Annotated in this window: 22 protein-coding genes and 1 pseudogene; 12 read left to right on the top strand and 11 right to left on the bottom strand. The window is 64.7% G+C overall.

Going from position 1 to position 26370, the window contains the following annotated elements; all coding sequences use genetic code 11:
• Together C2134_RS13320 and smc are read right to left on the bottom strand one after the other, a co-directional pair.
• Positions 1 to 413, bottom strand: a pseudogene (locus C2134_RS13320) (MFS transporter); the annotation flags it as partial.
• A gap of 119 nt (positions 414 to 532) precedes the next feature.
• Positions 533 to 4021 (bottom strand): chromosome segregation protein SMC, encoded by a 3489-nt coding sequence (gene smc / locus C2134_RS13315; protein WP_103320665.1) that lies wholly within the window; start codon positions 4019 to 4021, stop codon positions 533 to 535.
• Between the two features lie 138 nt (positions 4022 to 4159).
• On the opposite strand from smc, the gene C2134_RS13310 reads away from it, so the two are divergent.
• From C2134_RS13310 to C2134_RS13295, 4 genes are all read left to right on the top strand, one after another.
• On the top strand, positions 4160 to 4720 hold the full coding sequence (locus C2134_RS13310; RefSeq protein ID WP_071110619.1) for a YqgE/AlgH family protein: 561 nt from the start codon (positions 4160 to 4162) through the stop codon (positions 4718 to 4720).
• Positions 4704 to 5144 (top strand): Holliday junction resolvase RuvX, encoded by a 441-nt coding sequence (gene ruvX / locus C2134_RS13305; protein WP_071110620.1) that lies wholly within the window; start codon positions 4704 to 4706, stop codon positions 5142 to 5144. The genes C2134_RS13310 and ruvX overlap by 17 nt, the downstream gene beginning before the upstream one ends.
• Entirely contained in the window at positions 5144 to 5602 is a 459-nt protein-coding gene (locus C2134_RS13300) for a DUF3592 domain-containing protein (protein ID WP_103320664.1), read from the top strand. The genes ruvX and C2134_RS13300 overlap by 1 nt, the downstream gene beginning before the upstream one ends.
• A gap of 105 nt (positions 5603 to 5707) precedes the next feature.
• Complete coding sequence (locus tag C2134_RS13295) at positions 5708 to 6148, top strand: hypothetical protein (RefSeq protein WP_103320663.1); 441 nt, start codon at positions 5708 to 5710, stop codon at positions 6146 to 6148.
• Between the two features lie 66 nt (positions 6149 to 6214).
• On the opposite strand, the gene ylqF is transcribed toward C2134_RS13295, so the two are convergent.
• From ylqF to C2134_RS13260, 7 genes are all read right to left on the bottom strand, one after another.
• Positions 6215 to 7156, bottom strand: coding sequence for a ribosome biogenesis GTPase YlqF (ylqF, locus tag C2134_RS13290; protein WP_071110623.1), 942 nt, complete (start codon positions 7154 to 7156; stop codon positions 6215 to 6217).
• A 3-nt stretch (positions 7157 to 7159) separates the two neighbouring features.
• On the bottom strand, positions 7160 to 7372 hold the full coding sequence (locus C2134_RS13285; protein ID WP_071110624.1) for a DUF3820 family protein: 213 nt from the start codon (positions 7370 to 7372) through the stop codon (positions 7160 to 7162).
• A gap of 208 nt (positions 7373 to 7580) precedes the next feature.
• Positions 7581 to 7925, bottom strand: coding sequence for a DUF4870 family protein (locus C2134_RS13280; RefSeq protein ID WP_199154615.1), 345 nt, complete (start codon positions 7923 to 7925; stop codon positions 7581 to 7583).
• A gap of 16 nt (positions 7926 to 7941) precedes the next feature.
• Positions 7942 to 8487: a hypothetical protein gene (locus tag C2134_RS13275; RefSeq protein ID WP_103320662.1), complete on the bottom strand. Its 546-nt coding sequence runs from the start codon at positions 8485 to 8487 to the stop codon at positions 7942 to 7944.
• Positions 8488 to 8816: 329 nt separating this feature from the next.
• The gene (locus C2134_RS13270) at positions 8817 to 10436 is read right to left on the bottom strand and encodes an electron transfer flavoprotein-ubiquinone oxidoreductase (RefSeq protein ID WP_103320667.1); all 1620 of its coding nucleotides are present in this window, start codon (positions 10434 to 10436) and stop codon (positions 8817 to 8819) included.
• Between the two features lie 101 nt (positions 10437 to 10537).
• Positions 10538 to 11728, bottom strand: coding sequence for a CaiB/BaiF CoA transferase family protein (locus C2134_RS13265; RefSeq protein WP_103320661.1), 1191 nt, complete (start codon positions 11726 to 11728; stop codon positions 10538 to 10540).
• A 217-nt stretch (positions 11729 to 11945) separates the two neighbouring features.
• Positions 11946 to 13133 (bottom strand): acyl-CoA dehydrogenase, encoded by a 1188-nt coding sequence (locus tag C2134_RS13260; protein ID WP_103320660.1) that lies wholly within the window; start codon positions 13131 to 13133, stop codon positions 11946 to 11948.
• A 131-nt stretch (positions 13134 to 13264) separates the two neighbouring features.
• Here C2134_RS13260 and C2134_RS13255 point away from each other — a divergent pair, with 131 nt between their 5' ends.
• Positions 13265 to 14035, top strand: a complete 771-nt coding sequence (locus C2134_RS13255; protein WP_103320659.1) for an IclR family transcriptional regulator — start codon at positions 13265 to 13267, stop codon at positions 14033 to 14035.
• Between the two features lie 50 nt (positions 14036 to 14085).
• On the opposite strand, the gene C2134_RS13250 is transcribed toward C2134_RS13255, so the two are convergent.
• Positions 14086 to 14520, bottom strand: a complete 435-nt coding sequence (locus tag C2134_RS13250) for a CBS domain-containing protein (protein WP_103320658.1) — start codon at positions 14518 to 14520, stop codon at positions 14086 to 14088.
• A 105-nt stretch (positions 14521 to 14625) separates the two neighbouring features.
• Positions 14626 to 15495 (bottom strand): acetylglutamate kinase, encoded by an 870-nt coding sequence (gene argB, locus C2134_RS13245; protein WP_103320657.1) that lies wholly within the window; start codon positions 15493 to 15495, stop codon positions 14626 to 14628.
• 178 nt (positions 15496 to 15673) lie between these two features.
• On the opposite strand from argB, the gene C2134_RS13240 reads away from it, so the two are divergent.
• The 7 genes from C2134_RS13240 to C2134_RS13210 all read left to right on the top strand — a co-directional run bounded on the left by C2134_RS13240 (position 15674) and on the right by C2134_RS13210 (position 26294).
• Positions 15674 to 16339 carry a TetR/AcrR family transcriptional regulator gene (locus tag C2134_RS13240; RefSeq protein ID WP_103320656.1) on the top strand — a complete coding sequence of 222 codons (666 nt, stop codon included), beginning with the start codon at positions 15674 to 15676 and terminating at the stop codon, positions 16337 to 16339.
• On the top strand, positions 16336 to 17403 hold the full coding sequence (locus C2134_RS13235) for an efflux RND transporter periplasmic adaptor subunit (protein ID WP_103320655.1): 1068 nt from the start codon (positions 16336 to 16338) through the stop codon (positions 17401 to 17403). Before C2134_RS13240 ends, C2134_RS13235 begins: the two co-directional genes overlap by 4 nt.
• Positions 17404 to 17413: 10 nt before the next feature.
• Positions 17414 to 20491: an efflux RND transporter permease subunit gene (locus tag C2134_RS13230; protein ID WP_103320654.1), complete on the top strand. Its 3078-nt coding sequence runs from the start codon at positions 17414 to 17416 to the stop codon at positions 20489 to 20491.
• Between the two features lie 11 nt (positions 20492 to 20502).
• A complete protein-coding gene (locus tag C2134_RS13225) occupies positions 20503 to 21849 on the top strand; it encodes a TolC family outer membrane protein (protein ID WP_233196444.1) in 1347 nt (448 codons plus the stop codon).
• Positions 21850 to 22029: 180 nt separating this feature from the next.
• Positions 22030 to 23295 (top strand): 4-aminobutyrate--2-oxoglutarate transaminase, encoded by a 1266-nt coding sequence (gene gabT / locus C2134_RS13220; RefSeq protein WP_103320653.1) that lies wholly within the window; start codon positions 22030 to 22032, stop codon positions 23293 to 23295.
• A gap of 86 nt (positions 23296 to 23381) precedes the next feature.
• Entirely contained in the window at positions 23382 to 24842 is a 1461-nt protein-coding gene (gene gabD / locus C2134_RS13215; protein ID WP_103320652.1) for an NADP-dependent succinate-semialdehyde dehydrogenase, read from the top strand.
• A 150-nt stretch (positions 24843 to 24992) separates the two neighbouring features.
• The gene (locus C2134_RS13210) at positions 24993 to 26294 is read left to right on the top strand and encodes a UDP-N-acetylglucosamine 1-carboxyvinyltransferase (RefSeq protein WP_103320651.1); all 1302 of its coding nucleotides are present in this window, start codon (positions 24993 to 24995) and stop codon (positions 26292 to 26294) included.
• Positions 26295 to 26370 lie beyond the last annotated feature (76 nt).

Below are 26370 nucleotides of genomic sequence, written 5' to 3'. Positions count from 1 at the left end.
GCGCTGGCACCGCCGCCTATGCCGCACAAGGCCGCCACCAGCAGCAACTGCCAGAACGGCGAGGCGATATCCTGCACCACCCGGCCGACGCCCCAGGCGGGCAGCAACAGGAACAGCGTGGACAGCCCCAGCCATAGCCCGCCGCCCACCCAGCTCCAGGCCCAGGAATAGATCAGGCGCATCAACGCACCCACCAGCGGCGGAATCGACACCAGCAGAAATTGCTGCTGGCCGGAAATCAGGAAACCCACCGCCGGCAGGTTGACCACCACCATGCTCCACATCATCCAGATGTTGAAGTTCAGGTGCAGCGAGAAAATCGACAGCCACAGATTGCGCCGAGCAATGCCGCGGCCGCGGCTCAGCCAGAAAATGACATTTTCCGGCTCCCAACGTTTGATGCTTACGGTCATGAACGGATTCCACGATGGCGACACAACGCAGCCGGACAGTTACCACTCGTCCCAACAGCCGGCGGCGCAGTATGCCATCCGGCCGCCGGGCCGAACCTTGCGCCGCGTCAAGCCGGCTATCAGGCTGTCTCGCGCATCTTCAGCGCCTCGACGATATCCACCGCCACGATGCGGCTGACGCCCTGCTCCTGCATCGTCACGCCCACCAGCTGCTCGGCCATCTCCATGGTCAGCCGGTTGTGTGAAATATAGAGGAACTGGGTGCGCTCGGACATCTGTTTGACCAGGTCGCAGAAGCGGCTGGTATTGGCGTCGTCCAGCGGCGCGTCCACCTCGTCCAAGAGGCAGAACGGCGCCGGGTTCAGGCTGAACAGCGAGAACACCAGGCTCATCGCGGTCAGCGCCTTCTCGCCGCCGGACAGAAGATGAATCGTGCTGTTCTTCTTGCCCGGCGGCTGGGCGATGATCTGCACGCCGGCGTCCAGCAAGTCTTCGCCGGTCAATACCAGCTCGGCGCGGCCGCCGCCGAACAGCGTGGGGAAAAACTCGCGCATCTTGGCGTTCACCGCGTCATAAGTGGCCTGCAGCATGTCGCGGGTTTCGCCGTCTATCTTGCTGATGGCCTCGACCAGCGTTGCCATGGCCTGATTCAGGTCGTCGGACTGGTTCTGCAGGTATTCGCCGCGCTTCTTCGCCTCGTCCAGTTCCTGCAGCGCCGCCAGGTTGACCGCGCCCAGCCCCTCCAACGCGCGCGCCAGGCGGGCGATCTCGGCGGCCAAGGCGTTTGGCTTGACGCCTTCGTTGAGGTCGGCCAGCAGCGCGGTTTCGTCGGCCTCGGCCTGAGCCAGCTCCTCGGCGAAACGCTCCATCGCCAAGCGGGCTTCCTGATGCTTGAGCAGCCAATCCGAGCGCGCCTCGCGCAGCGCCGGCAAGGCGGCGTTGGCCTCGTGCTGGCGCTGGCCGATCTCGCGCATCCGCTCGGTCAGCTGGTTCAGCCTGTCGCGCGCGGCGGACAGTTCGCCCTCGCGCGTTTCGCGCTCGGCCAGCGCCAGTTGCAGCGCCTCTTCCGGCACCGCCTCGTCTACCGTTTCCGATTCGCCGGCCAGCGCCTCCAGCCGCTCCTGCAATTGCTCGTCGCGGTCGGCGAGTTCGCGGCCGCGGCGCGACAACTCGGCCACTCTCTGCTCGGCGCTATGCAAGGCCAGCTTGATCTCGTGCAGCACGCGCTCGGCGTCGCGGGCCTTGTTGCGCGCCAGCTCCAGCCGGGTTTCCGCGTTCAGCCGCGCCAGCCGAACGTCCTCCAGCTGCAGCGCCAGCTCCTCCAGCGTCAGCGCCGCCTCCTCGCCCATCAGCTCGGCCTCGGCGATGCCCTCCGCCGCCAGCTGACGCTCCTCGGCGATGCGGCCGCGTTCGGCCTCGATGGCTGAGAGACGCGCCGCGCCCTGGCGCGCCGCCTGGTCCAGCTTGACATGCTCCAGCGTGGCGGCGTTCAGCTCGGCCTCCAGCCGAGTCAGCGAACTCTTCTGGCCGCGCACGGCCTCCGCCAGCATATTGCCCATGCTCAAGAGGCTGTCGCGCTTCTTCTGCAAAGCGTCGATTTCCGGCCGCAAGGCGTCGGCGCGGGCGGCCGCCTGATCCAATTGCTGCTTGCGCGCCATCAAGCCGTCGCCGCTGGCTTCCGCGTGGAAACGCACGCTGACGGCATCGACGCGATGGCCTTCCGGCGTCAGCCAGCATTCGCCGGCCGCCAGCTCGCCGCGGCGAGCCAAAGCGGCGTCCAGCGTCTCGGCCAGATAGACGCCGGCCAGCCAGTCGCCCAAGGCCGCATCGAAAGGCGCTTGCGCCTTCGCTTCTGCCAGCAGCGATGGCCAGGCGCGCGCAGGCAGTCCGGCCGAAGCGGCGCGCTTGCCGTCCACCAGCGCCAGCGCGGCGGGCGGCGGCGTGCCAGGCAAGGCGGCGGCGCGGGCGGACAGGCGCTCGCCCAGCACCGCTTCCAGCGCTTGTTGCCAGCGCGCGTCCACCTGCAGCGATTGCCATAGCTGCGGCGCGTCGGCCAGGCCATGCTTGTCCAGCCAGCCGGCCAATTGCTCGTCGGCCGCTTCGCGCTGCAGCAGCGCCGCCAACGCGGCGGCCTCGGCCTCGGCGCGCGCCAATTCGGTGCGCTTGGCGGACAACTGCTGGTCCAGCTTTTCGCGCTCGGCGGCCAAATCCGCCTGCTTGGCCTCGTCCGCCACCAGCCTGGCGCGCACCGCGTCCAGCGCGGCCTTGGCCTTGTCTACCTCCTGCTTCGCCGCCTCCAGCGTGCCGTGCTCCGGCAGATTCAGGTCGGACAGTTCGCGCGTCAGCGCGGCGTCGCGGCCATCCAGCTGCTGCTGGCCGCGCTGCCAGTGTTCGATTTGCTGCCGCGACAAATCGCGCTCGCGCGTCAGATTGGCCTGCTGCGCGGTCAGTTGCGATTGTTGCTGGTCCAGTTGGCGGAAAGCCGCCTCGGCGGTCGGCAGTTCGTCTGCGCCGTCCTCCAGCGCCATCTGCGCTTCTTCCTGCCGCAGTTGCGCCTCTTCCAGGCGCGGCAGCCAGTCGTCCAGCTCAGCCTCTACCTGCTGCCGGTTGTCCGCCAGTTGCTGGCGCTCGCTGCGCGCGGCGGCCAGATCGCGCTCCAGCCGTTGCCGGCTCTGCTCGCGGTGGCGCTGCGCCTCTTCCAGACGCGCCAGCTGGGCATTGGCCTCGAACAGCCGCTGCTGCGCCTCATGCACGGCGTCGCTGGCGGCGAAGTGCTGTTCGCGCACCGTTTCCTGCTCGGTTTCCAGGTGGGTGACCGCCGCTTCCAGCGCGGCTTCTTCGGTTTCGATGCGCGCCAGCTCGCCGCGGGCATGCGCCTCGTTGCGCGCCGCCTCCTCGCGCCGCGCCAAGGCCAGCAGGTTCTGCTTGTGGGTCAGCGCGCCGCGCATGTCGTGATATTGCGCGGCCACTTCAGCCTGCTCGGACAGCCGCTCCACCTGACGCTCCAGCTCCTGCTGCAGGTCGGCGATGCGCTCCAGGTTGACGCGGGTATCGGACAGGCGGTTTTCCGTTTCGCGGCGGCGCTCCTTGTACTTGGACACGCCGGCCGCCTCTTCCAGATAGGCGCGCAGCTCTTCCGGCCGCGCCTCGATGATGCGCGAAATCATGCCCTGCTCGATCACGGCGTAGCCGCGCGCGCCCACCCCGGTGCCGAGGAACAGATCGGTGATGTCGCGCCGCCGCACCTGCTGGCTATTGATGTAGTAGCTGGATTCGCCCTGGCGGGTCAGCACCCGCTTGATGGCCACTTCGGCGTATTGGCCCCAGGGGCCGGTAAGCTGGCCGTCGGCGTTGTCGAACACCAGCTCGACCGAAGCGCGCGACACCGGCTTGCGGCTGGACGAACCGTTGAAGATCACGTCCTGCATGGATTCGCCGCGCAGCTGTTTGGCGGACGATTCGCCCAGCACCCAGCGCACGGCGTCGATCACGTTCGACTTGCCGCAGCCGTTGGGGCCGATGACCGCCACCAGTTGGCCCGGCACCGCGATGCTGGTGGGGTCGACGAATGACTTGAAACCGGCGAGCTTGATATGGGTCAGGCGCAAAACGTCCTCGCAGCGAAAGGGAGCAAACTGTTCATTTTATCAGGCTGCGACAGACTGCGGGTCGACGGACTATTTTGGCCGAAAATTGTCGTGAAACGGGCTAGCCAGCGGCAAGGACACTTGTGCCATAATGCCCGTATGGAATCCTTATCGCTGTCCAATCACTTCCTGATCGCCATGCCCGGCATGGCGGATCCTCTGTTCGCCAAGTCTCTGGTCTATCTGTGCGAGCACGGCGAGCACGGCGCCATGGGGCTGATCATCAACAAGCCATCCGGCATCGCCATGGCTCAGTTGTTCGATCAGATCGATCTGCCGCTGGATGACGAAGACACCCGCACCGGCGTGGTGTACTTCGGCGGTCCGGTGCAGCCGGACCGCGGCTTCGTGCTGCATCAACCGGCCGGCAACTGGCAATCCAGCCTGATGGTGACCGACGACGTGGCGCTGACCACGTCCAAGGATGTGCTGACGGCGGTGTCTCAGGGCAAGAAGCCGGAGAGGCTGCTGATCTCGCTCGGCTATGCTGGCTGGTCGGCCGGCCAACTGGAGCAGGAAATTGCCGACAACGGCTGGCTGACGGTGCCGGCAGACCCGGCCATCGTGTTCGACCTGCCATGCGAAGACCGCTACGATGCGGCCATGGCGCTGCTCGGCTTCGATCCCTCGCTGCTATCCTCGGATGTCGGCCATGCCTGAAGGTTGCGCGCTGGCTTTCGATTTTGGCGAGCGCCGCATCGGCGTCGCCGTCGGCGACACCCTGCTGGGCATCCCGCATCCGCTGGCTACCATAGACACGCCCATCACCGATGAACGCTTCGCCGCCATCGCCAAACTGATAGCGGAATGGCAGCCCAAACAGCTGGTGGTGGGCCTGCCCATGCATCCGGATGGCGTCGAGCATGAGATGTCCGCGCTGTCGCGCCGCTTCGCCAACCGACTGAAGGGACGCTTCGGCCTGCCGGTATGGCTGGTGGACGAGCGCTACACCTCGGTCATCGCCGAGCAGCTGCTGGAAGAGGCCGGCGTCAAGAAAGGCCGCAAGCAGAAACCGGCGCTGGACCAAGTGGCGGCGCAAGCCATACTGGCCGGCTGGTTCGAGCAGCCCGGCACCGCCGTTTGATGCTGGCCAAGTTTCCTGCGCTGCTGCTGATCGCCATCGGCGTCGCCGGCTTTGGCTGGCTGTGGCGCCAGGCGCAGTTGGCCAATGCCGCGCAGGATTGGCCGTCCACAATGGGCACAGTCGAACGCAGCGAGGTGGAATGGCGTGTGCGCCGCGGCGCCGACAACCACGATCAGCGCGAATACCGCGCCGTCGTCTCCTACCGTTATCAAGTCAACGGCCAAACCTACTCCTCCAGCGCCATCCGCATCCCCGATATCGGCTTCGGCGGCAGCCAGACGCTAGCGGAAGACCTCGCGCGCCGTTATCCGGCGAGCGCGTCCATACCCGTTCGCTACAATCCGGCCAAGCCGGAACAGGCCTGCCTGGAAACCGGCGCGCACTGGAGCGTGCGGGCCGGACAGCTGCTGATGCTGCTGTTCGCCGCCGCCGGCACCTTTCTGTTGGCCCGGAGCTGAAAAACCTAAACCATTGATTTGTTAGTAGCTATTAAGCGCTATTGAGTCCGCCGGGCAAACTGCCGATACTGCCAAGGTAGAATCGCTCTACCCAGGAGTTTCGCCATGAGCATCAGCCAGACCGCGCAGATTTCGCTGGCCAGCGCCGCCTTGTTGAATGGCGGCACCGTGCCTTCCCCCGTTGTACAGAACGGCAATGCGACGACTGCGCTGGCAGCCCAAGCGGCGCAACTGGCGCAGGAATCCAGCGCCGTTGTTTTACTCGGCGGCAACAGCAGCGATGCCGGCACCTATGACGCCGCCGGCCTGCTCAACGGTTTCGCCACCGCCGGCACCCTGCAAGGCAGCCTGCTCAGTCCCAGCAGCGGCGAAACCGCCGCCCAAAGCACCGACCAGCAGATCCTGTCGCAAACACTGGGCGCCTCCAGCAGCGCCGGCTCCAGCCTCAACGCCAACTGGGCCACCATACTGCAGAGCAATCCGGCCTTGGCCGGCGAAGCGGTGGCGGACAGCACCAACGGCAACATCGTCAATACCATCGCCTAAACCGCGCCGCCCAAACGACAACAGGCCCGATTCCCGGGCCTGTTTGCTTTCCATCATGCCGACGAATCAGCGGCTGCCTTGCTTGCGGCCTTCCTTTTCCTTCAGCTTTTCTTCGCGCAGGATGGCTCGCTCGGCGGCGATCGCCTTGGCGCGCTTCTCCCACACCGCCCACTCGTCCGGGCGCTCCAGCGTGATGCGGCCGGTCTGGCCATCGCGGAAGTCGGTCAACACAATCTCGGCCGCTTTCTGCATATTGATGCGGCCGCCGGACAGCACCGCGCCGCGCCGCTTGCCGATCAGCTCCAGCGCCTGCCAGTCCTGCATGCCTTCCAGCGTTTCCTCATCCAGCTTGTAGCGGGCGGCCAGATCGGCGCGGTAATGGACCAGCAGGTACTTCAGCAGCTCCAGGGCCACCTCCTCCTCGTCCATCGCGTTGCGGCCGACCGCGCCGCTGGCGGCCAGATTGTAGCCGCCCTCTTCCACCTCGATCTTCGGCCATAGCATGCCTGGGGTGTCGTACAGCTCGAAATCGTCTTCCAGGATGATGCGTTGCTCGTTCTTGGTGACGCCCGGCATATTGCCGGTCTTGGCGATCTTGCGGCTGGACATGCTGTTGATCAGCGTGGACTTGCCAACGTTGGGAATGCCGCAGATCAGCACGCGCAGCGGCTTCTCCAAACCGCTGCGGTTAGGCGCCAGCGCGCGGCAGGCGGCGATCAGCCGCTGCGCCGGGGCGCGTTCGCCGGCATCCATGCCCAGCGCCTCGGTTTGCGTCTTGGCGCGGTACCAGGCCAGCCATTGTTCGGTAACGGCCGGATCGGCCAGATCCTGCTTGTTCAGGATCATCAGCCGCGGCTTGCCCTTGGCCATGCGGGCCAGCATCGGGTTGGCGCTGGAAGCCGGCAGACGCGCGTCCAGCAGCTCGATGACGACATCAATATCTTTGAGGCGCTCGGCGACATCCTTGCGCGCCTTGTTCATATGGCCGGGAAACCATTGGATTGCCATTGTTCAACGCTTTCTAATCGGGTCCAGCAGATAAGTCAGACCATTGTGGTCCAGTTCATGCATCAGTTGCAGCAGGCGGCCGATCTCGCCGGGCGGGAAGCCCTCGCGGGCGAACCAGTTCAGGTAATTGCCCGGCAGCTCGCAAATCAGCGCGCCCTTGTGCTTGCCGAAGGGCATGGTGCGGGTGGTCAGGTTCAGCAGATCTTCGGCTTGCATGATGGCAGGTATAGATGGCGGTTGCGCATTGTGCCAAAGCCGGCGGCTTGCTGCTAGGCTTGACGTGGGACAAGCCGGCGGCGGGTTTCGCGGCGGCCCAGGCTTGAGCGGTTTAGCATGGCGTCACAGCAATCCGGGCCGGAAACTCGCCGGCCGCGTTTTACCGGTTCGCGCAGAGCCGTTTGCGGGCGCCACGGCGCCCGCCTTTTCATTGCAGCGGCAGCGGCTTGCGGTCGTTGAAATACAGAAAACCCTTCACCACGCGGTAGATGTACCACACCCATACCGCGAATAACACCACGCCGCCGACCAGCAGCCACAGCGTGGCAAAGCCGATGACATAGCCGAGCAGAGCCAGCCAGAAAGTGCGGATCTGCCACTCGAAATGGCTTTCATACATCGTGCCGCGCACGTCGTCGCGCTTCACGTAGTTGATGATGACCGCGACGATGCCGGTCACGCCCACCAGCAGGCTCACCGCCTGCAGAATGTAGACGGTCAGCGTCAGATTGTTCAGCCTGCGTTCGTTCTCGTCGAGCAGTTCCAGCTCCATCGCATCTCCTTGGTGGTTAACGGGCAAACAAGGCGGCAAAGCGCGCCGCCACGGTGCGGCGAAACGCCAGACTGGCCGGCACGGCCTGTTCGCCCTGCGCCGACGCCGGCGCGGCGCTCCAGCCCTGCAGCATGCCCTCGGTCCGGCCAGCCGGCAGCAACAACGGCAGCGTGGGCGTCCATTCCCAACCGGCGGCCTCGGCAAACTGCCGCGCGCGGAGGTTGGCCTCGTCCAGCAAGGACAGCTCGTCCAGGCCCACTGCCAGTTGCCGCCATTCCAGCAACAACATCCGCGCCGCCAGCCAATCTGCCGCTTCGGCGATGCGCGATGGCGTCTTGCCCGGCGGCAGGCCGCGGCGCAGCGCCAGATGCAGCGCCAACTGGCGGATTTCCGGCAGCAGCGACTCCAGCAGACACGCCGCTTGCGGCGGAAATTGAGGCGAGCCCGGACGATACGCCAGCCATTCGCCATCGGTTGCCAGGGCAACCGGATACCCTGTCAGCGGCGCTTGAGGCTGCTGGGCATGGGTGGCGAGAATGAGGGCGTCGCTGATTTCGTTCATGGCTCTGTCTCCTGGAGCGTGAAATCCGCCTGACCGGAGACCATGTGCTGCGTTGGAGCTTCAAACACAAATGCCGCCGGTGATCGGCGGCATGGTCGGGTAGTGCGCTCAGTCCAAATGACTGCCGAGCCTATCCCTGGCGCCGCCGGGAGGGGCGGTACCAATAATAGGCGTGGGCGAAAAATACATTTTGGGCGAGCATTCGACCATGCTGCCAACGATGGCGGCCGCCGTCAAGCCATTGTTTCGCAAGACTTGATCTGCAGCCATGCAAAAAGGCCGGGTTTTCCAACGGAAAGCCCGGCCTGGCGCGGCAACAAACCGCCCGATCACATATTCGGGTAGTTCGGACCGCCGCCGCCTTCCGGCGTCACCCAATTGATGTTCTGGGTCGGGTCCTTGATGTCGCAGGTCTTGCAGTGCACGCAGTTCTGCGCATTGATCTGCAGCCGCGGCTTGCCCTCCTCCGCGCCCACGATCTCGTACACGCCGGCCGGGCAGTAGCGCTGCTCCGGCGCGTCGTACTTGGCCAGATTGATGGCGATCGGCACCGCCGCGTCCTTCAGCTTCAGGTGCGGCGGCTGCTCCTCGCTGTGGTTGACGTTGGCGATGAACACCGACGACAGGCGGTCGAAAGTCAGCACGCCGTCCGGCTTGGGATACTGAATGCGGTTGAACTCATAAGCCGGCCGCAGCGCCTCGTTGTCGGCGTGCTTGTGCCGCAGCGTCCACGGCGCGCGGCCGCGGAACAGGAAGGTGTCGATGGCCGAATAGATCATCGCCGGCCACAGCCCCCAGCGGAACGACGGCCGGATGTTGCGCACCTTGTACAGCTCGTCGTAGACCCAGCTTTGCTTGAACTTGGCGGAATAGCCCTTGGCTTCGCCGCCTTGCGCCTCCGCCTCGTCGCCCAGCAGCTCGTACACGGCTTCCGCCGCCAGCATGGCCGACTTCATCGCGGTATGGGTGCCCTTGATCTTGGGCACGTTGAGGAAGCCGGCGGTATCGCCAACCAAAACGCCGCCCGGGAAGGTCAGCTTGGGCAGGCTTTGCAAGCCGCCCTCGGTCAGCGCGCGCGCGCCATAGGACACGCGGCGGCCGCCCTCGAAGACTTGCTTGATCGCCGGATGGGTCTTGAAGCGCTGGAATTCCTCGAACGGCGACAGATACGGGTTCTGGTAATCCAGGCCCACCACGAAGCCGACCGCCACCAGATTGTCTTCCAGGTGGTACAGGAAGGAGCCGCCGTAGGTGGCGGTATCCATCGGCCAGCCCACGGTGTGGGTGATATGGCCGGGCTGATGGTTTTCCGGCAGCACTTCCCACAGTTCCTTGATGCCGATGCCGAAAGTTTGCGGATCGGAACCATCGGTCAGGTGGAAGCGCGACAGCAGCGTCTTGGTCAGCGAGCCCCTACAGCCTTCGGCGAAGATGGTCTGCTTGGCCCACAGCTCCATGCCCGGCTCGCCGTCCAGATCGCCATTCTTGCCGGTGCCGACGGCGCCGGTGGCCACGCCCTTGACCGATCCGTCCGCGTGGTAAAGCACCTCGGCCGCGGCGAAGCCCGGGTAGATTTCCACCCCCAGGTTCTCCGCCTGCTGGCCCAGCCAGCGACAGAAGTTGCCCAGGCTGACGATATAGTTGCCCTTGTTGTGCATCTGCGGCGGCGTCGGCAACTGGATGGACTCGGTTTCCGTCAGATAGAGGAAGCGGTCGGCTTGGGCCGGCGTGTTCAACGGCGCGTCCAGTTCTTTCCAGTTGGGCAGCAGCTCGGACAGCGCGCCGGTTTCGATCACCGCGCCGGACAGGATGTGGGCGCCGATCTCGGAGCCTTTCTCCAGCAGACAGACGCTGATGTCGCGGCCTTGTTCGGCCGCCAGCTGTTTCAGACGGATCGCGGCGGACAGCCCGGCTGGGCCGCCGCCGACGATCACTACGTCGTATTCCATGTATTCGCGTTGCACCGTTTCTCCTTTGCGCCCGCTGGGACTTATTGATTTGATTGACATCATGCTATGAAGACGGCAAGACGTCAAAATCAAACAAGCGTTTAAACGGTGCCATTGTTGCGCAATGCGACAATGTCCGAATCCACGTAACCCAACGCGCGCAAGATCTGCTCAGTATGTTCGCCCAGATCGGGCGGGGCTAGATTGTACTCGACCGGCGTGCCCGATAGTTTGATCGGACACCCTACCATGGGAACTTGCCGCCCCTCGGCGTCGGTCATCGTCAGCTCCATGCCGCGCGCCTGCGTCTGCGGATCTTCGAAGGCCTCGGCCACATCGTTGATCGGCCCGCACGGCACGCCGGCCTTGTCCAGCCGCTCCAGCCAATAATCCCGCCCGTGATGACGGAAGGCCATCGCCAGCAGCGACACCAGATGCAAACGGTTGGCGACGCGCTGCGGGTTGGTGACGAAGCGCGCGTCGCGCGCCCACTGCGGCTGGCCGATGATGCGGCATACATCGACGAACTGTTTGTCGTTGCCGCAAGCCAAGATGAAATGGCCGTCGGACGCGGAGAACACCTGATACGGCACGATATTGGCGTGAGCATTGCCCAGCCGCGGCGGCACGGTCCGCCCCACCAGCCAGTTGGACGCCACATTGGCCAGCATGGCCAGCGAGCAGTCGAACAGCGCCATGTCGATATGCTGGCCCGCGCCGGTGCGCTCGCGGGCGATCAGCGCGGCTTGCACCGCGTTGGCGGCATACAGGCCAGTGAAAAGATCGGACACCGCCACGCCCACCTTGTGCGGCTCGCCATCGGCAGGGCCGGTGATGCTCATCAGGCCGGACATGCCCTGCACGATGTAGTCGTAGCCGGCATAACTGGCATAAGGGCCGGTTTGGCCGAAGCCGGTGATCGAGCAATACACCAGCTTGGGATTGATCGCCTTCAAGCTGTCGTAGTCCAGGCCGTACTTCTTCAAACCACCCACTTTGTAGTTTTCCAGCACCACATCGGCGTCTACCGCCAGCCGGCGGATGATCTCCTGGCCATCCGACTGCGTGATGTCCACCGTCAGCGAACGCTTGCCGCGATTGGCGCACAGATAATAGGCCGCTCGGCCGTCCGGCAGACTGGGCGGCGACCATTGCCGCGTGTCATCGCCGCTACCCGGCTTTTCGATCTTGATTACTTCCGCGCCCAGGTCCGCCAGCAGTTGGCTGGCCCATGGCCCCGCCAGCACCCGGCTCAGATCCACCACCTTGATACCCGCCAACGCTCCAGCCATCGCGACTTCCTCCCCATTTCAGGATTTCGATGATGCCACCCGCTTGCGACCTATTTATGTCGCTCGGGCAATTCAGTGTAGCAAGCGCAGTTATTCCAGACAGCGTTTCTGACCCATTGCGCAATGCCCAGTAGAAAAAAAGCGGCCCGGCAAGCCGGGCCCACAAAGGACAGACAGGAATCAACGGCGCAGCCGGCCATCCGGCCGCGCCGGCTTATCAGGCAAATGCCTGAATACCGGTCTGGGCTCGGCCCAGAATCAGGGCATGCACATCGTGCGTGCCCTCATAAGTGTTGACCGCCTCCAGATTCATCACATGGCGGATCACATGGAATTCGTCGCAGATGCCGTTGCCGCCATGCATGTCGCGGGCGACGCGGGCGATATCGAGCGCCTTGCCGCAATTATTGCGCTTGATCAGCGAGATCATTTCCGGCGCGGCGCGGCCCTCGTCCATCAGCCGCCCCACGCGCAGCGCGGCCTGCAGGCCCAGCGCGATCTCGGTCTGCATATTGGCCAGCTTCAGCTGGATCAGCTGATTGGCGGCCAACGGCCGGCCAAACTGCTGGCGGTCCAGCGTGTACTGGCGCGCGGCGTGCCAGCAGAACTCCGCGGCGCCCATCGCGCCCCAGGCGATGCCGTAGCGCGCCTTGTTCAGGCAGCCGAACGGCCCCTTCAGCCCGGCGACGCCGGGCAGCAGCTGCGCTTCCGACACCAGCACGTCGTCCATCACGATCTCGCCGGTGATCGATGCCCTGAGCGAGAACTTGCCGTGTATCTTGGGCGCGGACAGGCCCTTCATGCCCTTCTCCAGGATGAAGCCGCGGATTTCGCCTTCGTCATCCTTGGCCCACACCACGAACACATCGGCTTCCGGACTGTTGGTGATCCACATTTTGCTGCCGGACAGCAGATAGCCGCCGTCCACCTTGCGGGCGCGGGTCTTCATGCTGGCCGGGTCGGAGCCGGAGTCGGGCTCGGTCAGGCCGAAACACCCCAGCCACTCGCCGCTGGCCAGCTTGGGCAGATATTTGTCCTTTTGCGCCTCGGAACCGTAAGCCCAGATCGGATGCATCACCAGGGACGACTGCACGCTCATCGCCGAACGGTAGCCGGAATCGACGCGCTCCACTTCGCGCGCCACCAGGCCGTAGGCCACATGCGACAGGCCGGCGCAGCCATAGCCCTCGATGGTGCAGCCCAGCAAGCCCAGTTCGCCCATCTCGTTGATGATTTCGCGGTCGAAGCGCTCCTCGCGGTTGGCCGTCAAGACGCGCGGCAGCAGCCGCTCCTGGCAATACTCGTGCGCGCTCTGCTGCACCAGTCTTTCCTCATCGCTCAACTGTTCCTGCAACAGCAGGGGATCTTCCCAACTGAACGCTGCGCGCTGCGTGGATGCTGCCATCTGACCTCTCCCACATGTTCCGCATTGCGGAATTAGATTTCACCATGCAAAATAGACTAAACACTCTGCCACGGGCTTGTAAAGCGATTTATCCGTCATGTGGCAAAACCGTTGCCATGATGAGGAACAGGATGCAACAGCAAGCAGACCGCCAATTCGTCACCGCCCTGGCGCGCGGACTGGAAGTGCTGGCGGCGTTTCGCCCCGGAGAGGGCGCGCTGTCCAACCAGGAATTGGCCCGCCGCACCGGCCTGCCCAAGTCCACGGTATCGCGGCTGAGCTACACGCTGACCCGGCTGGGTTATCTGCAGCCGGAGGGCGATGGCGGACCGTACCGGCTTGGGCTGGCGCTGCTGGCGCTGGGGACGACGGCGCTGGCCGGCTACGACCTGCGCTCGGCCGCCGCGCCTTTGATGCGCGAGTTCGCCTTGCACAACAATGTATCGATCAGCCTGGCGCTGCGCGACGGCAGCGACATGGTGTATCTGGAAACCTGCCGCAGCCAGGCGCGGGTGTCGGTGCAGCTCAGCGCCGGCTCGCGGGTCCCGCTGGCCACGACCGCCATCGGCCGCGCGTATTTCGCCGGCCTGCCCCAGCCGGAGCAGCAGGCGGTGCTGCCGCTGCTGGCAGAAAGATACGGCTCCGGCTGGCCGCTGCTGGAAACACGGCTGCGTCAGGCCTGCGCCGACTACCAGGCCCTGGGTTATTCGGCGTCATTTGGAGAATACGAGCCGGACGTGATGGCGGTGGGGGTGCATTTGCCGGCCCTGCTGCCGGGGCAACCGGCCATGGCGCTGAACGCCAGCGGCCCCGCCTTCGCCTTCGACGAAGCCGCCATGCGCCAGCGGGTAGCGCCGGCGCTGCTGGCGTTGCGCCAGCGTCTGTCCCCGGTTCAGGCGTAGAAAAACATCGGCCCGCAGCAGGCGGGCCGTCGCATGGCGTGAGCGATTATTCAGGCAGACTGGATGTAATGGACCAGATGATTGATCACCTGCTCCTGCTCTTCTATGGTGGCCCGCACCAAGTCGCCGATGGACAGGATGCCCAGCACCGTCTGATCCTCCAGCACCGGCAGGTGGCGGATGCGCTTCTCCGTCATCAGCGCCATGCACTGGTCCAGCGTTTGCTGCGGCGTGACGTAGACTACGCGGCTGGTCATGATGTCGCGAACCTTGGTTCCGGCAGAGGTGCGGCCTTGCAATACGATGCGCCGAGCGTAATCGCGCTCCGAAAAAATGCCGACGATGTCGCCGGACTCCATCACCAGCACCGCGCCGATATCGCTTTCCGCCATCACCTGCAGCGCCTGGAACACGGTGCTGTCCGGATTGACGTACACCAGCGACCGACTCGGTTTGCTGTCCAGCAGTTGTCTTACGGTTTGCATGCTGCCTCCCCTTGTGCGCTGTGGAGCCATGGCGCGCCGCATGACGGCATGCGCCGTGGCATGCCATCAATATAGCTCACTGTGGGTCGCCGCTACAAAACGCCATCAGGCGCGGATCATCGTGCCCACGCCGGCGGCGGTGAGGATTTCCAGCAGCAAGGCGTGCTTGACGCGGCCATCGATGATGTGGACGGTGTTGACGCCGCTCTTGGCGGCGTCCAGCGCCGAGCTGATCTTGGGCAGCATGCCGCCGGAGATGGTGCCGTCGGCAAACAGCTCGTCGATGCGCTGCGCGGTCAGGCCGGTCAGCAACTGGCCGCTCTTGTCCAGCACGCCCGGCGTGTTGGTCATCAGCACCAGCTTTTCCGCTTTCAAGGTTTCGGCCAGCTTGCCGGCCACCAGGTCGGCATTGATGTTGTAGGCTTCGCCGTCCATGCCGACGCCGATGGGCGCCACCACCGGGATGAAGTCCTGGCTGTCCAGCAGCGACACCAGCGACGGATCGATGGACTCGATCTCGCCCACCTGGCCGATATCGATCGCCTCCTCGCCCTCGGCCTTCAGGAACAGCTTGCGGGCGCGGATGAAATGGCCGTCCTTGCCGGTGACGCCCACGGCCTTGCCGCCATGCTTGTTGATCAGCGACACGATTTCCTTGTTGACCAGCCCGCCCAGCACCATTTCCACCACTTCCATGGTTTCGGCGTCGGTCACGCGCATGCCCTGGATGAACTCGCCCTGCTTGCCGACGCGCGCCAGCAGATCATTGATCTGCGGGCCGCCGCCATGCACCACCACGGGGTTCATACCGACCAGCTTCAGCAGCACCACGTCCTTGGCGAAGCCTTCCTTCAACGCGTCGTCCGTCATGGCGTTGCCGCCGTACTTGATCACGATGGTCTTGCCGGTGAACTGACGGATGTACGGCAGGGCCTCGGCCAGGATGTTCGCCTTATCGGCTGCGTCGATTGCCACTTTCTCTCTCCTTGTAGCGGGGCGTGTTTCTCCAGCACTTAACGGCTGACTGTCGATTCGGATTACGGTGTTGCATTTTAATCACGCCACTTGCTGAATTGTAATTTATTAATTTACAGACGATCCGGTTCGCGCCTACAGTGCCGCCATTACTGAACCAAAATTCAGAAAGAAGGCAATGGGAGAATCCGGCAACAGCCGCTGGCAGCGCAAGAAGGACGCGCGTCCCAGCGAAATCCTCGATGCCGCGCTGACGCTGTTCGTCGACAAGGGCTACCGCGCCACCAAGATGGAAGACATCGCCCAGGCCGCGGGGGTGACCAAGGGCACGCCGTATCTGTACTTCCAGAACAAGGAAGAAATCTTCAAGGCGGTGGTGCGTGAAACCATCGTCGCCCGGATGCAGGCGATGAGCGCGCAGCTGGAGCAACTGCAGGACGCCAGCGGCAGCCAGCTGCTGCACGCGGCGCTGGAAGACTGGTGGACCCATATCGGCGCCACCCGCTCGGCCGGGCTATGCAAGCTGATGGCCGCGGAGGCCACCAATTTCCCGGAGCTGGCCCAGTTCTATTACGAAGAAGTCATCAAACCGGCCCGCCAACTGCTGGGCCACATCGTGCAGCGCGGCATGGATCGCGGCGAGTTCCGGCCCGCGAATCTCGAACACGTCATCGACATGCTGACGGCGCCGATGCTGATGACGATGATTCTCAGCCACTCCTTCGGCCAAGTGCCGGGGTGCTGCGACAGCATCACCCGCGATCCATTGGGCTTCCTGCAGAGCGCGCTGCGGCTCACTTTGCAGGGCCTGCAATACCCCGTTTCCCAGGACTTGCCATCATGAAGAAAACCATCACCGTCAGCCTGGCGCTGCTGGGCGCGCTCGTGCTCAGCGCCTGCCAGGAAAAAGCCAGCGCGCCGGAAGACATCCGCCCGGTGCGTTACATCGTGGCCGGCGACGCCGCCGCTTTGAGCGGCAGCAGCTATTCCGGCGAAATCCGCGCCCGCAACGAAACCCAGCTCGCCTTCCGCGTGCCCGGCAAAGTGGTGGCCAAATTGGTCAATAGCGGCGAGCGCGTCAAAAAAGGCCAGCCGCTGGCGCGGCTGGACCCCAACGACTACCAGCTCGACCTGGCGGCCAAGCAGGCGCAGCTGGCCGCGGCCGAATCCGACCTCGCCCAGCAGCAGCTGAATCTGAAACGCTATCGCGAACTGCTGGCCAAGCAATTCATCAGCCAGGCCCAGGTAGACGCGCAGATCAACGGCGTCAACGCCGCCCAGGCCAAGGTCAATCAGGCGCGCGCCGCGCTGTCGGCCAGCCGCAACCAGACCGTCTACGCCACGCTGACCGCCGACGCCGACGGCGTCGTCAGCCAGATGCAGGCCGAGCCGGGCCTGGTGGTGGCCGCCGGCCAGCCGGTGGCCAAGCTGTCGCAGGACGGCTCGCGCGAAGTGGCGATCCAGGTACCGGAAAACGCGCTGGAAGCGGTGCGCAAGGCCGGCAGCTTCCGCGTGACGCTGTGGAAGGGCGGCGCGCCGCTGGAAGGCAAGCTGCGCGAACTGGCGGCCGACGCCGACCCGGTGACCCGCACCTATCCGGCGCGGATCGCCCTGTCCGGCGACAGCCGCGGCCTGCAGCTGGGCATGACCGCCGACGTGGCCCTGCCGGCGCAGGCCAGCCATCAGCTGCGGCTGCCGCTAAGCGCGCTGCTGGACCTGCAAGGCAAGCATTACGTGTGGACGATAGACGACAAGACCCTGCGCGTGAGCCGCAAGCCGGTTAAGGTTGCGGCCATCGACAGCGACAACGCCGTCATCGCCTCCGGCGTGCGCGCCGGCGACAAGGTCGTCACCGCCGGCGTGCATCTCCTGCACGAGCAGCAGCGCATCAAGCTGCTGGACCGATGAGGACATGGCGATGAAAAAACTCAACCTGTCCGAATGGGCGCTGCGCCACCAGCCGCTGGTCCGCTACCTGATGGTGATCCTAATGCTGGCCGGCGCCTGGGCCTACACCCAGTTGGGCCAGAAGGAAGACCCGGAATTCACCTTCAAGGCCATGCTGGTGCAGGCCAACTGGCCCGGCGCCAGCACGGAGGAGATGGAGCAGCAGGTCACCGACAAGCTGGAGGAAAAACTGCAGGAAATGGGCGAGATCGACTACGTGCAAAGCTACACCAAGCCCGGCGAGACCTTGTTGGTGGTGTCGCTGCGCGAGGACGTGCCGCCCAAGAACGTGCCGCAGCTGTGGTATCAGGTGCGCAAGAAGCTGGGCGACATCGCCTATACACTGCCCACCGGCGCCCAGGGGCCGTTCTTCAATGACGAGTTCGGCGACACCTTCGGCAACATCTACGCCTTCAGCGGCGACGGCTTCAGCTACGAGGAGCTGCGCCGCTATGTCGAATCGGCCAAGCAGGAACTGCTGCGCGTGCCGGACGTGGCCAAGGTGCAGGTGCTGGGCCGGCAGGACCAGCAAATCCATGTCGATCTGTCCAGCGCCAAGCTGGCCAGCCTGGGCCTGGACAGCCGGACCATCTGGCAGGCCTTGCAGGAACAGAACGCGATGACGCCGGCCGGCACCTACGAAACCGCCAGCGACCGCATCTGGGTGCGCCCCACCGGCAAGTTCGATTCGGTGGCGGCCGTCGCCGCCACGCCGGTCAGCGCCGGCGGCAAGACCTTCCGCCTGGGCGACATCGCCACCGTCTCGCGCGGCTACATCGACCCGCCGACAAGCAGCGTGCGCTTCAACGGCAAGCCGGTGCTGGCGCTGGCCATCAGCATGAAGAGCGGCGGCGACGTGCTGAAGCTGGGCGGCAACCTGGACCAGACCATCGCCCACATCAAGGGCAAGCTGCCGCTGGGCGTGGAAATCCACGCCGTGTCGGACCAGCCCAAAGTGGTGCACGACGCCGTCGGCGAATTCATGCGCTCGCTGGTGGAGGCGGTGGTGATCGTGCTGGCGGTCAGTTTCTTCAGCCTGGGCCTGCGCACCGGCGTGGTGGTGGCGCTGTCCATCCCGCTGGTGCTGGCGATGACCTTCCTCGCCATGTACTTCTTCAACATCGACCTGCAGCGGATCTCGCTGGGTTCGCTGATCATCGCGCTGGGCCTGTTGGTGGACGACGCCATCATCGCGGTGGAGATGATGGCGCTGAAACTGGAACAAGGCTGGAGCAAGTTCCAGGCCGCCACCTTCGCCTACACCAGCACCGCCTTCCCCATGCTGACCGGCACGCTGATCACCGCCGCCACCTTCCTGCCGGTGGGGCTGGCCAAGTCCATGGCCGGCGAATACGTGTTCAGCCTGTTCGCGGTGGTGGGCATCGCCCTGGTGCTGTCGTGGATCGTCGCCGTGGTGTTCACGCCATATCTGGGCTATGTGCTGCTGCCGGCCAAGCCGCATCATGACGGCGAGCATGACGTCTACCAGAAGCCGTTCTACCAGCGCTTCCGCCGCACGGTGGAATGGTGCCTGGACCACCGCAAGACGGTGATCGCCGCCACCCTGGCCGCCTTTGTCGTCTCGCTGCTGGCATTCAAGCTGTTTGTCGCCCAGCAGTTCTTCCCCTCATCGAACCGCCCGGAGCTGATGGTGGACATGTGGCTGCCGCGCGGCGCCAGCTACCAGGCCACACTGGCGCAGGTGGAAAAGATGGAGAAACTGGCCAAGGCCGATCCCAACGTGGTCAGCGTCACCAGCTATGTCGGCAGCGGCAGCCCGCGCTTCTATCTGCCGCTGGACCAGCAGCAACAGCACATCAACTATGCCCAGCTGATGGTGATGACGCGCGACGAGCACCTGCGCGAGGCAGTCAAACAACGCCTGGAGAAGATTTTCGACAACGACTTCCCCTTGGTGCGCGGCCGCGTCACCCGGCTGGAAAATGGCCCGCCGGTGGGCTACCCGGTGCAATTCCGCGTGATGGGCCCGGACCATGAGCAAGTACGCCAGATCGCCGACCGCGTGGAAGCGCTGGTGCGCAAGCACCCGGCCGCGCTTCGCGTCAACCAGAACTGGGGCGAACAGGTGAAGGCGCTGCGCATAGCCATCGACCAGGACAAGGCTGCCGCGCTCGGCCTCAGCTCGCAGCAGCTGTCGCAGCAACTGCAGATGCTGATCTCCGGCTCCGCCGTCAGCGCCTATCGCGAAGGCAATCAGAGCATCGCCATCGTGGCGCGGCTGAATCCGGGCGAGCAGAAAGATGTCGCCGCGCTGGGCAATTTGATGATCCAGACCGGCAGCGGCCGCTTCGTGCCGGTGTCGCAGATCGGCCATATCCACTATGAGCCGGAGGAAGGCATCATCTGGCGCCGCAACCGGCTGCCGGCCATCACCGTCAACGCCGATGTGGTGGACGGCGTGCAGGGCGCGGATGTATCCACTCAGCTGCAGCCGCAGATACTGGCCCTGGAACGCACGCTGCCGCTGGGCTACCACATCGAAACCGGCGGGGTGCTGGAATCGAGCGGCAAATCCCAACGCGCCATCGCTGCCGTCGCGCCGCTGATGATTGTTGTAGTTCTGACACTCCTGATGCTGCAGCTGCACAGTTTCCAGCGCACGCTGATGGTGGTGCTGACCGCGCCGTTGGGCATGATAGGCGTCACGGTCACGCTGATCTTGTTCCACGCGCCTTTCGGCTTTGTGGCCATGCTGGGCGTGATCGCCCTTTCCGGCATGATCATGCGCAATTCGGTGATCCTGGTGGATCAGATCGAACATGACATCCGTGACGGCATAGGCCGCTTCGAGGCCATCATCGGTTCCACCGTGCGTCGTTTTAGGCCCATAATGCTGACAGCATTGGCCGCCATCCTGGCCATGGTCCCACTGACTCGCAGCACCTTCTGGGGCCCCATGGCGGTCGCCATAATGGGAGGCCTGCTGGTCGCCACCGTGTTGACGCTGCTGTTCCTGCCGGCCCTGTACGCTCAATGGTTCCGCGTGTCGCGAGATGAAGAACGACCTGCCGCCGCGCAGTCGGAATAACGAACAAAAAAATGAGCAATCTGATGAAGAAGAACAACTTGACCCTGCCCGCCGCCCTGCTGCTGCTGGGCGCCTCCCTCCCCAGCCAGGCCTTTGATCTGGTCGGCGCCTGGCAAGCCGCCCGCGACTACAACGCCGATTTCGCCGTCTCGCGCGCCCAGCGCGACGCCGGGCAGGAAAAGCTGGTGCAGGGACGCAGCCAGTTGCTGCCGCAGGTCAGCGCCACCGGCACCTACAGCTACAACAACCCGATGCAGCCTTCGAATATTGTCGATGCCTACGGCAATGTGGTCAGCAACAGCGGCTATGAAAACCATGGCTACGGCTTGAACCTGCAACAGCCCTTGTTCGATGTCGGCAAGTACACCGGCTACAAGAAGGGCAAACTCAGCACCGAACTGGCCGACACCACCTTCGACGCCGCCGAGCAGCAGCTGATTCTGGACATCGCCCAAGCCTACTTCGACGTGCTGCGCGCCCAGGACACGCTGGCCGCCACCCGCGCCAGCAAGAAAACCTATCTGAACCTGCTGCAGCAGGCCAAGACCGCGTTCGAAGTCGGCACCGCCACCATCACCGACACCAATGAAGCGCAAGCCGGCTACGATGGCGCCGTGGCGCAGGAAATCAGCGACGCCAACAATCTGGAACTGGCGCAGAACAATCTGAAACGGCTGACCGGCCTGGACCCGGCCGGCATCCAGACCGTGCGCGATCAGCTGCCGCTGGACCCGCCCAAGCCGGCCGGCCTGGAAGCCTGGATCGACATGGCCTTGCAGAACAGCCTGAAGATCAAGACCGCGCAACAGAACCTGGACCTGGCTCACCAAAGCGCGATCGAAAAAAAGGGCAACCACCTGCCCACCGTCACCCTCAATGCCGGCTACAGCGACCAGATCAGCAACCAGTACGGCAACTATCCGCATACCCGCGGCAGCAATATCGGCGTCACCGTCAATGTGCCTTTGTTTGCCGGCGGCGGCATCAACTCCCAGGTGCGCGAGGCATTGGCTCTGGAGGACGCCGCCCGTGACCAGCTGGAATCGACCCGCCGCCAGGTGAAGGAAGACGTGCGCAAAGCCTTCCTCGGCGTGACCAACGGCGCGGCGCTGGTGCGGGCTCAGCAGCAGCTGCTGATTTCGGCCAAGAGCAAGGTAGAGTCCACCCGCATGGGCAAGGAAGTGGGCATCCGCACCAACATCGACCTGCTGCAGGCCGAACAGTCCTACTACACTGCGCTGACCAGCCTGGCCAACGCCAAATACAGCTACCTGACCGCGCGCCTGGCCCTGGCCCAGGCGGCCGGCCAACTGGAGCCGCAAGTGCTGGCCGACGTCAACCGGCTGATCGTCCGCTGATCACGCCATGGCTTTGCCAACGCCTGTGCCGTCCGCGCCACAGGCGTTTAATTTTTTACACTCCGCGTAGCTTTTTGCTAAACACACTCATAGAATGACTCGTTGCCGCGCCGGCTTCCGCCAGCGCTATATCGACCCGCCGCGGCGGCGCCACGATCGCCCGGCCCCGAGGAGACTTCCATGAGCCAGCAGCAACTGATGCAACGCAAGGCCGACGCCACCCCGCGCGGCGTGGGTGTGATGTGCAGTTTCATCGCGGAACGGGCCAAGAACGCGGAAATCTGGGATAGCGAAGGCCGACGCTACATCGATTTCGCCGGCGGCATCGGCGTGCTGAATACCGGCCACCTGCATCCCAAAGTGGAAGCCGCCGTGGCGGAGCAGCTGTCGCGCTTCAGCCATACCTGCTACCAGGTGGTGCCATACGAGTCCTACATCAGCCTGGCGGAAAAACTGAACGCGCTGACGCCTGGCAGCTACGCCAAAAAAACCGCCTTGTTCACCACCGGCGCGGAAGCCGTGGAAAACGCGGTGAAGATCGCCCGCGCCTACACCGGCCGCCCCGGCATCCTCGCCTTTGGCGGCGCCTTCCATGGCCGCACGCTGATGGGCATGGCGCTGACCGGCAAGGTGGCGCCGTACAAGCTGGGCTTCGGCCCCTTCCCCAGCGATGTCTACCACGCGCCGTATCCGAATGCGCTGCACGGCGTCTCGGTGCAGGATTCGCTGACCGCCATCGACAAGCTGTTCAAATACGATATCGATCCTGCCCGCGTCGCCGCCATCATCTATGAACCGGTCCAGGGCGAAGGCGGCTTCTACGCCGCCCCGGCCGAATGGGTCAAGGCGCTGCGCGAGCTGTGCGACCGCCATGGCATCCTCTTGATCGCCGACGAAGTGCAATCCGGCTTCGCCCGCACCGGCAAGCTGTTGGCCAGCGAACACTTCGGCGTGGTGCCGGACCTGATCACCATGGCCAAATCGCTGGCAGGCGGCTTCCCGCTGTCGGCCGTCACCGGCCGCGCCGACATCATGGACGCGCCAGCCCCCGGCGGCCTGGGCGGCACCTATGCCGGCAACCCGCTGGCGGTAGCCGCCGCCCTGGCGGTGCTGGACGTGATCGAAAGCGAAAAGCTGACCGAGCGCGCCCAGCGCCTGGGCGATGCGCTGAAGGAAAAGCTGAACAGCCTGAAGTCCGCCGTGCCGCACATCGCCGAAGTGCGCGGCCTGGGCGCGATGGTTGCCGTGGAATTCAATCAGCCCGGCAGCCACACCCCGGATGCCGACTTCGCCAAGAAGGTGCAACAGCACGCGCTGGCCAATGGCCTGATTCTGCTGACCTGCGGCATCTACGCCAATGTGGTGCGCTTCCTGTTCCCGCTGACGATCGAAGACGAAGTCTTCGCCGAGGCGCTGGGCAAACTGGAAGCGGCGCTGAAAGCCTGACCCCAACCGATTCGCGATGCGGCCCTCCCCCAGGACGCGGGAGGGCCAGCGGGCCACAGCCCCCGCATCCGCACAAGGACAACGCTATGTTGAATCTGCAAGACCCGACGCTGCTGCGCCAGCAATGCTATTTGGGCGGCAAATGGCTGGATGCCGATGGCGGCCAGCACATCGCTGTGCATAACCCCGCCACCGGCGAACAGATCGCCAAGGTGCCCAAGATGGGCGCGGCCGAAGCCGAGCGCGCAGTGGCCGCCGCCGCGCGCGCCTTCCCGGCCTGGAAAGCCAAGAGCGCCAAGGAGCGCGCCGCCATCCTGCGCCGCTGGTTCGACCTGATCATGGCGCACCAGCAGGACCTGGCCATTATCCTGACCTCCGAGCAGGGCAAGCCGCTGGCCGAGGCCAAGGGCGAGATCGCCTACGGCGCCAGCTATATCGAGTGGTACGCCGAGGAGGCTAAGCGCATCTACGGCGACATCGTGCCGGGGCCTGCCCTTGACCGCCGCGTGCTGGTGACCAAGGAGCCGATCGGCGTCACCGCCGCCATCACGCCGTGGAACTTCCCCAGCGCCATGATCACCCGCAAAGCCGCCCCGGCCCTGGCCGCCGGCTGCACCATGGTGGTCCGCCCGGCCAGCCAGACGCCGCTGTCGGCGCTGGCCCTGGCCGAGCTGGCCGAGCGCGCCGGCATCCCGCCCGGCGTGTTTTCCGTCATCACTGGCGGCTCCAGCGAAATCGGCGCGGTACTGACCGGCAGCGACACGGTGAAGAAATTCTCCTTCACCGGCTCCACCGAAGTGGGCCGCAAACTGATCGCCCAATGCGCCGGCACGGTGAAGAAGGTATCGATGGAGCTGGGCGGCAACGCCCCCTTCATCGTGTTCGACGACGCCGATCTGGACGCCGCGGTGGAAGGCGCGCTGATTTCCAAGTACCGCAACGCCGGCCAGACCTGCGTCTGCGCCAACCGCATCTACGTGCAGGACGGCGTCTACGATGCCTTCGCCGAGAAATTCGCCGCCGCCGTCGCCACGCTGAAGGTCGGCAACGGCCTGGAAGCCGGCGTCACCCAGGGGCCACTGATCGACCACAACGCGGTAGCCAAGGTGGAAGAACACATCGCCGACGCGCTGTCCAAAGGCGGCACGCTGATCGCCGGCGGCAAGCGTCATGCGCTGGGCCACACCTTCTTCGAGCCGACGCTGATCGGCAACGTCAGCAGCCATATGAAAGTGGCGCGCGAGGAAACCTTCGGCCCGCTGGCGCCGCTGTTCCGCTTCAAGACCGAAGAAGAAGCCATCCGCCTGGCCAACGACACCGAGTTCGGCCTGGCCAGCTACTTCTACGCCCGCAACATCGGCCGCATCTTCCGCGTGTCCGAAGGCCTGGAATACGGCATGGTGGCGGTCAACAGCGGCCTGCTGTCCAATGAAGCGGCGCCATTCGGCGGCGTCAAGCAATCCGGCCTGGGCCGCGAAGGCTCCAAGTACGGCATCGAGGACTATCTGGAAATCAAGTACGTGCTGCTGGGCGGGCTGGATCGCTAAGCTGCCGGCACTTGCGCCATTTCCAAGGCCATCCTCGCGATGGCCTTTTCTCATTCCGCCGCAGACTGGCACACAAGCGACACACAAGGCCGGCCACTCGTCATGCGGGCAGGCATAGAATGGCGTTTTGACCGAAACCACAATACGCTCATGCCTCACCTTCTCGTCCATGGCGGCGCGCCATTGCGCGGCCGCATCACCCCGTCGTCCAACAAGAACGCCGTCCTGCCGATTCTGTGCGCCACGCTGCTGACCACGGAGCCGATCACGCTGCGCGGCGTGCCGGACATCACCGACGTGCGCAAGATCCTGGCGCTCTTCCGCTCGCTGGGCAGCCGCATCGACGGCGAGCTGGCCAGCGGCACCTTGACGCTTTGCCACGCCGGCGCGCGCTTTGACGCAGAGCACGACCATCTGCCGGAAGAGATGCGCTCATCCATCATGCTGGTGCCGCCGCTGCTGGCCCGCTTTGGCGAGGCCAGGATAGAAAACGACGTGCAGGGCTGCACCTTGGGCGTGCGCGAGATCGACCCGCATATCGACGTCTTCAGCGGTTTTGGCGCGACAGTCAGCCGCCTGCCTGGCCGCATCCGCGTCAATGCCGCATCAGGACTCAAGGCCTTCGATCACTGGCCGGACTATGCTTCGGTCACCACCACGGAAAACTTCGTGATGTGCGCTACCTTGGCTAACGGCAGCGCCACCTTGACCAATGCCGCATCCGAGCCTCATGTGCAAGAGTTCTGCCGCTTCATGACGGCAATGGGCGCGCGCATAGAAGGCATAGGCACCTCGCGCCTGACCATCCACGGCGTGGAGCAATTAAGCGGCGTGGATTTCAGCTTTGTCGAAGACTTCCATGAAGTCGTGACTTTCCTGGCGCTGTCCGCCATCACCGGCGGCGATATTCAGGTCAAGAATGGGGCGCCGGAATTCTTCCCGCTGATCGACCGCACCTTCGCCAAGTTCGGCATCCATATCGAGCATGCCGACGGCTGGTCACGCGCCCGTTTCGACAAGCTGAAAGTCGTCGAGCCATTCACCCCGAACATCCTGCCCAAGATCGAAGCCGCGCCCTGGCCCTATCTGCCGGTGGACTTGTTGCCTATCTTCATCGCGCTGGGCGTGAAGGCCGAAGGCAATATGCTGTTCTGGAACAAGGTATATGACGGCGCGCTGGGCTGGACCTCGGAGCTGGGCAAGTTCGGCGCCCACGCCTTCCAGTCGGACCCGCACCGCGTAGTGATCTTCGGCGGCAAGCCGCTGACGCCGGCCGAAGTGGATAGCCCCTACATCATCCGCGTCGCCATCGCGCTGTTGATGATCGCGTCCAGCATTCCGGGCAGTTCGCGCATCCTCAACGCCACGCCCATCCGCCGTGCGCATCCGCGCTTCGTCGAAAATCTGGTCAGCCTGGGCGCGCGTATCGAATGGCAGAACGAGGACGACTAGCCCCCTAAACGCCAAAGCCCCGGCAGTGTCTGTCGGGGCGGGTTTCGCGCATTCTGCGCGCACAATGCGCAAAGCC

Origin of the sequence: Chromobacterium sinusclupearum (assembly GCF_002902845.1) — a bacterium.
GTDB lineage: Bacteria > Pseudomonadota > Gammaproteobacteria > Burkholderiales > Chromobacteriaceae > Chromobacterium > Chromobacterium sinusclupearum.
Note: the sequence above shows the minus strand (reverse complement) of the source record. Positions and strands in the feature narration are given on the sequence as shown.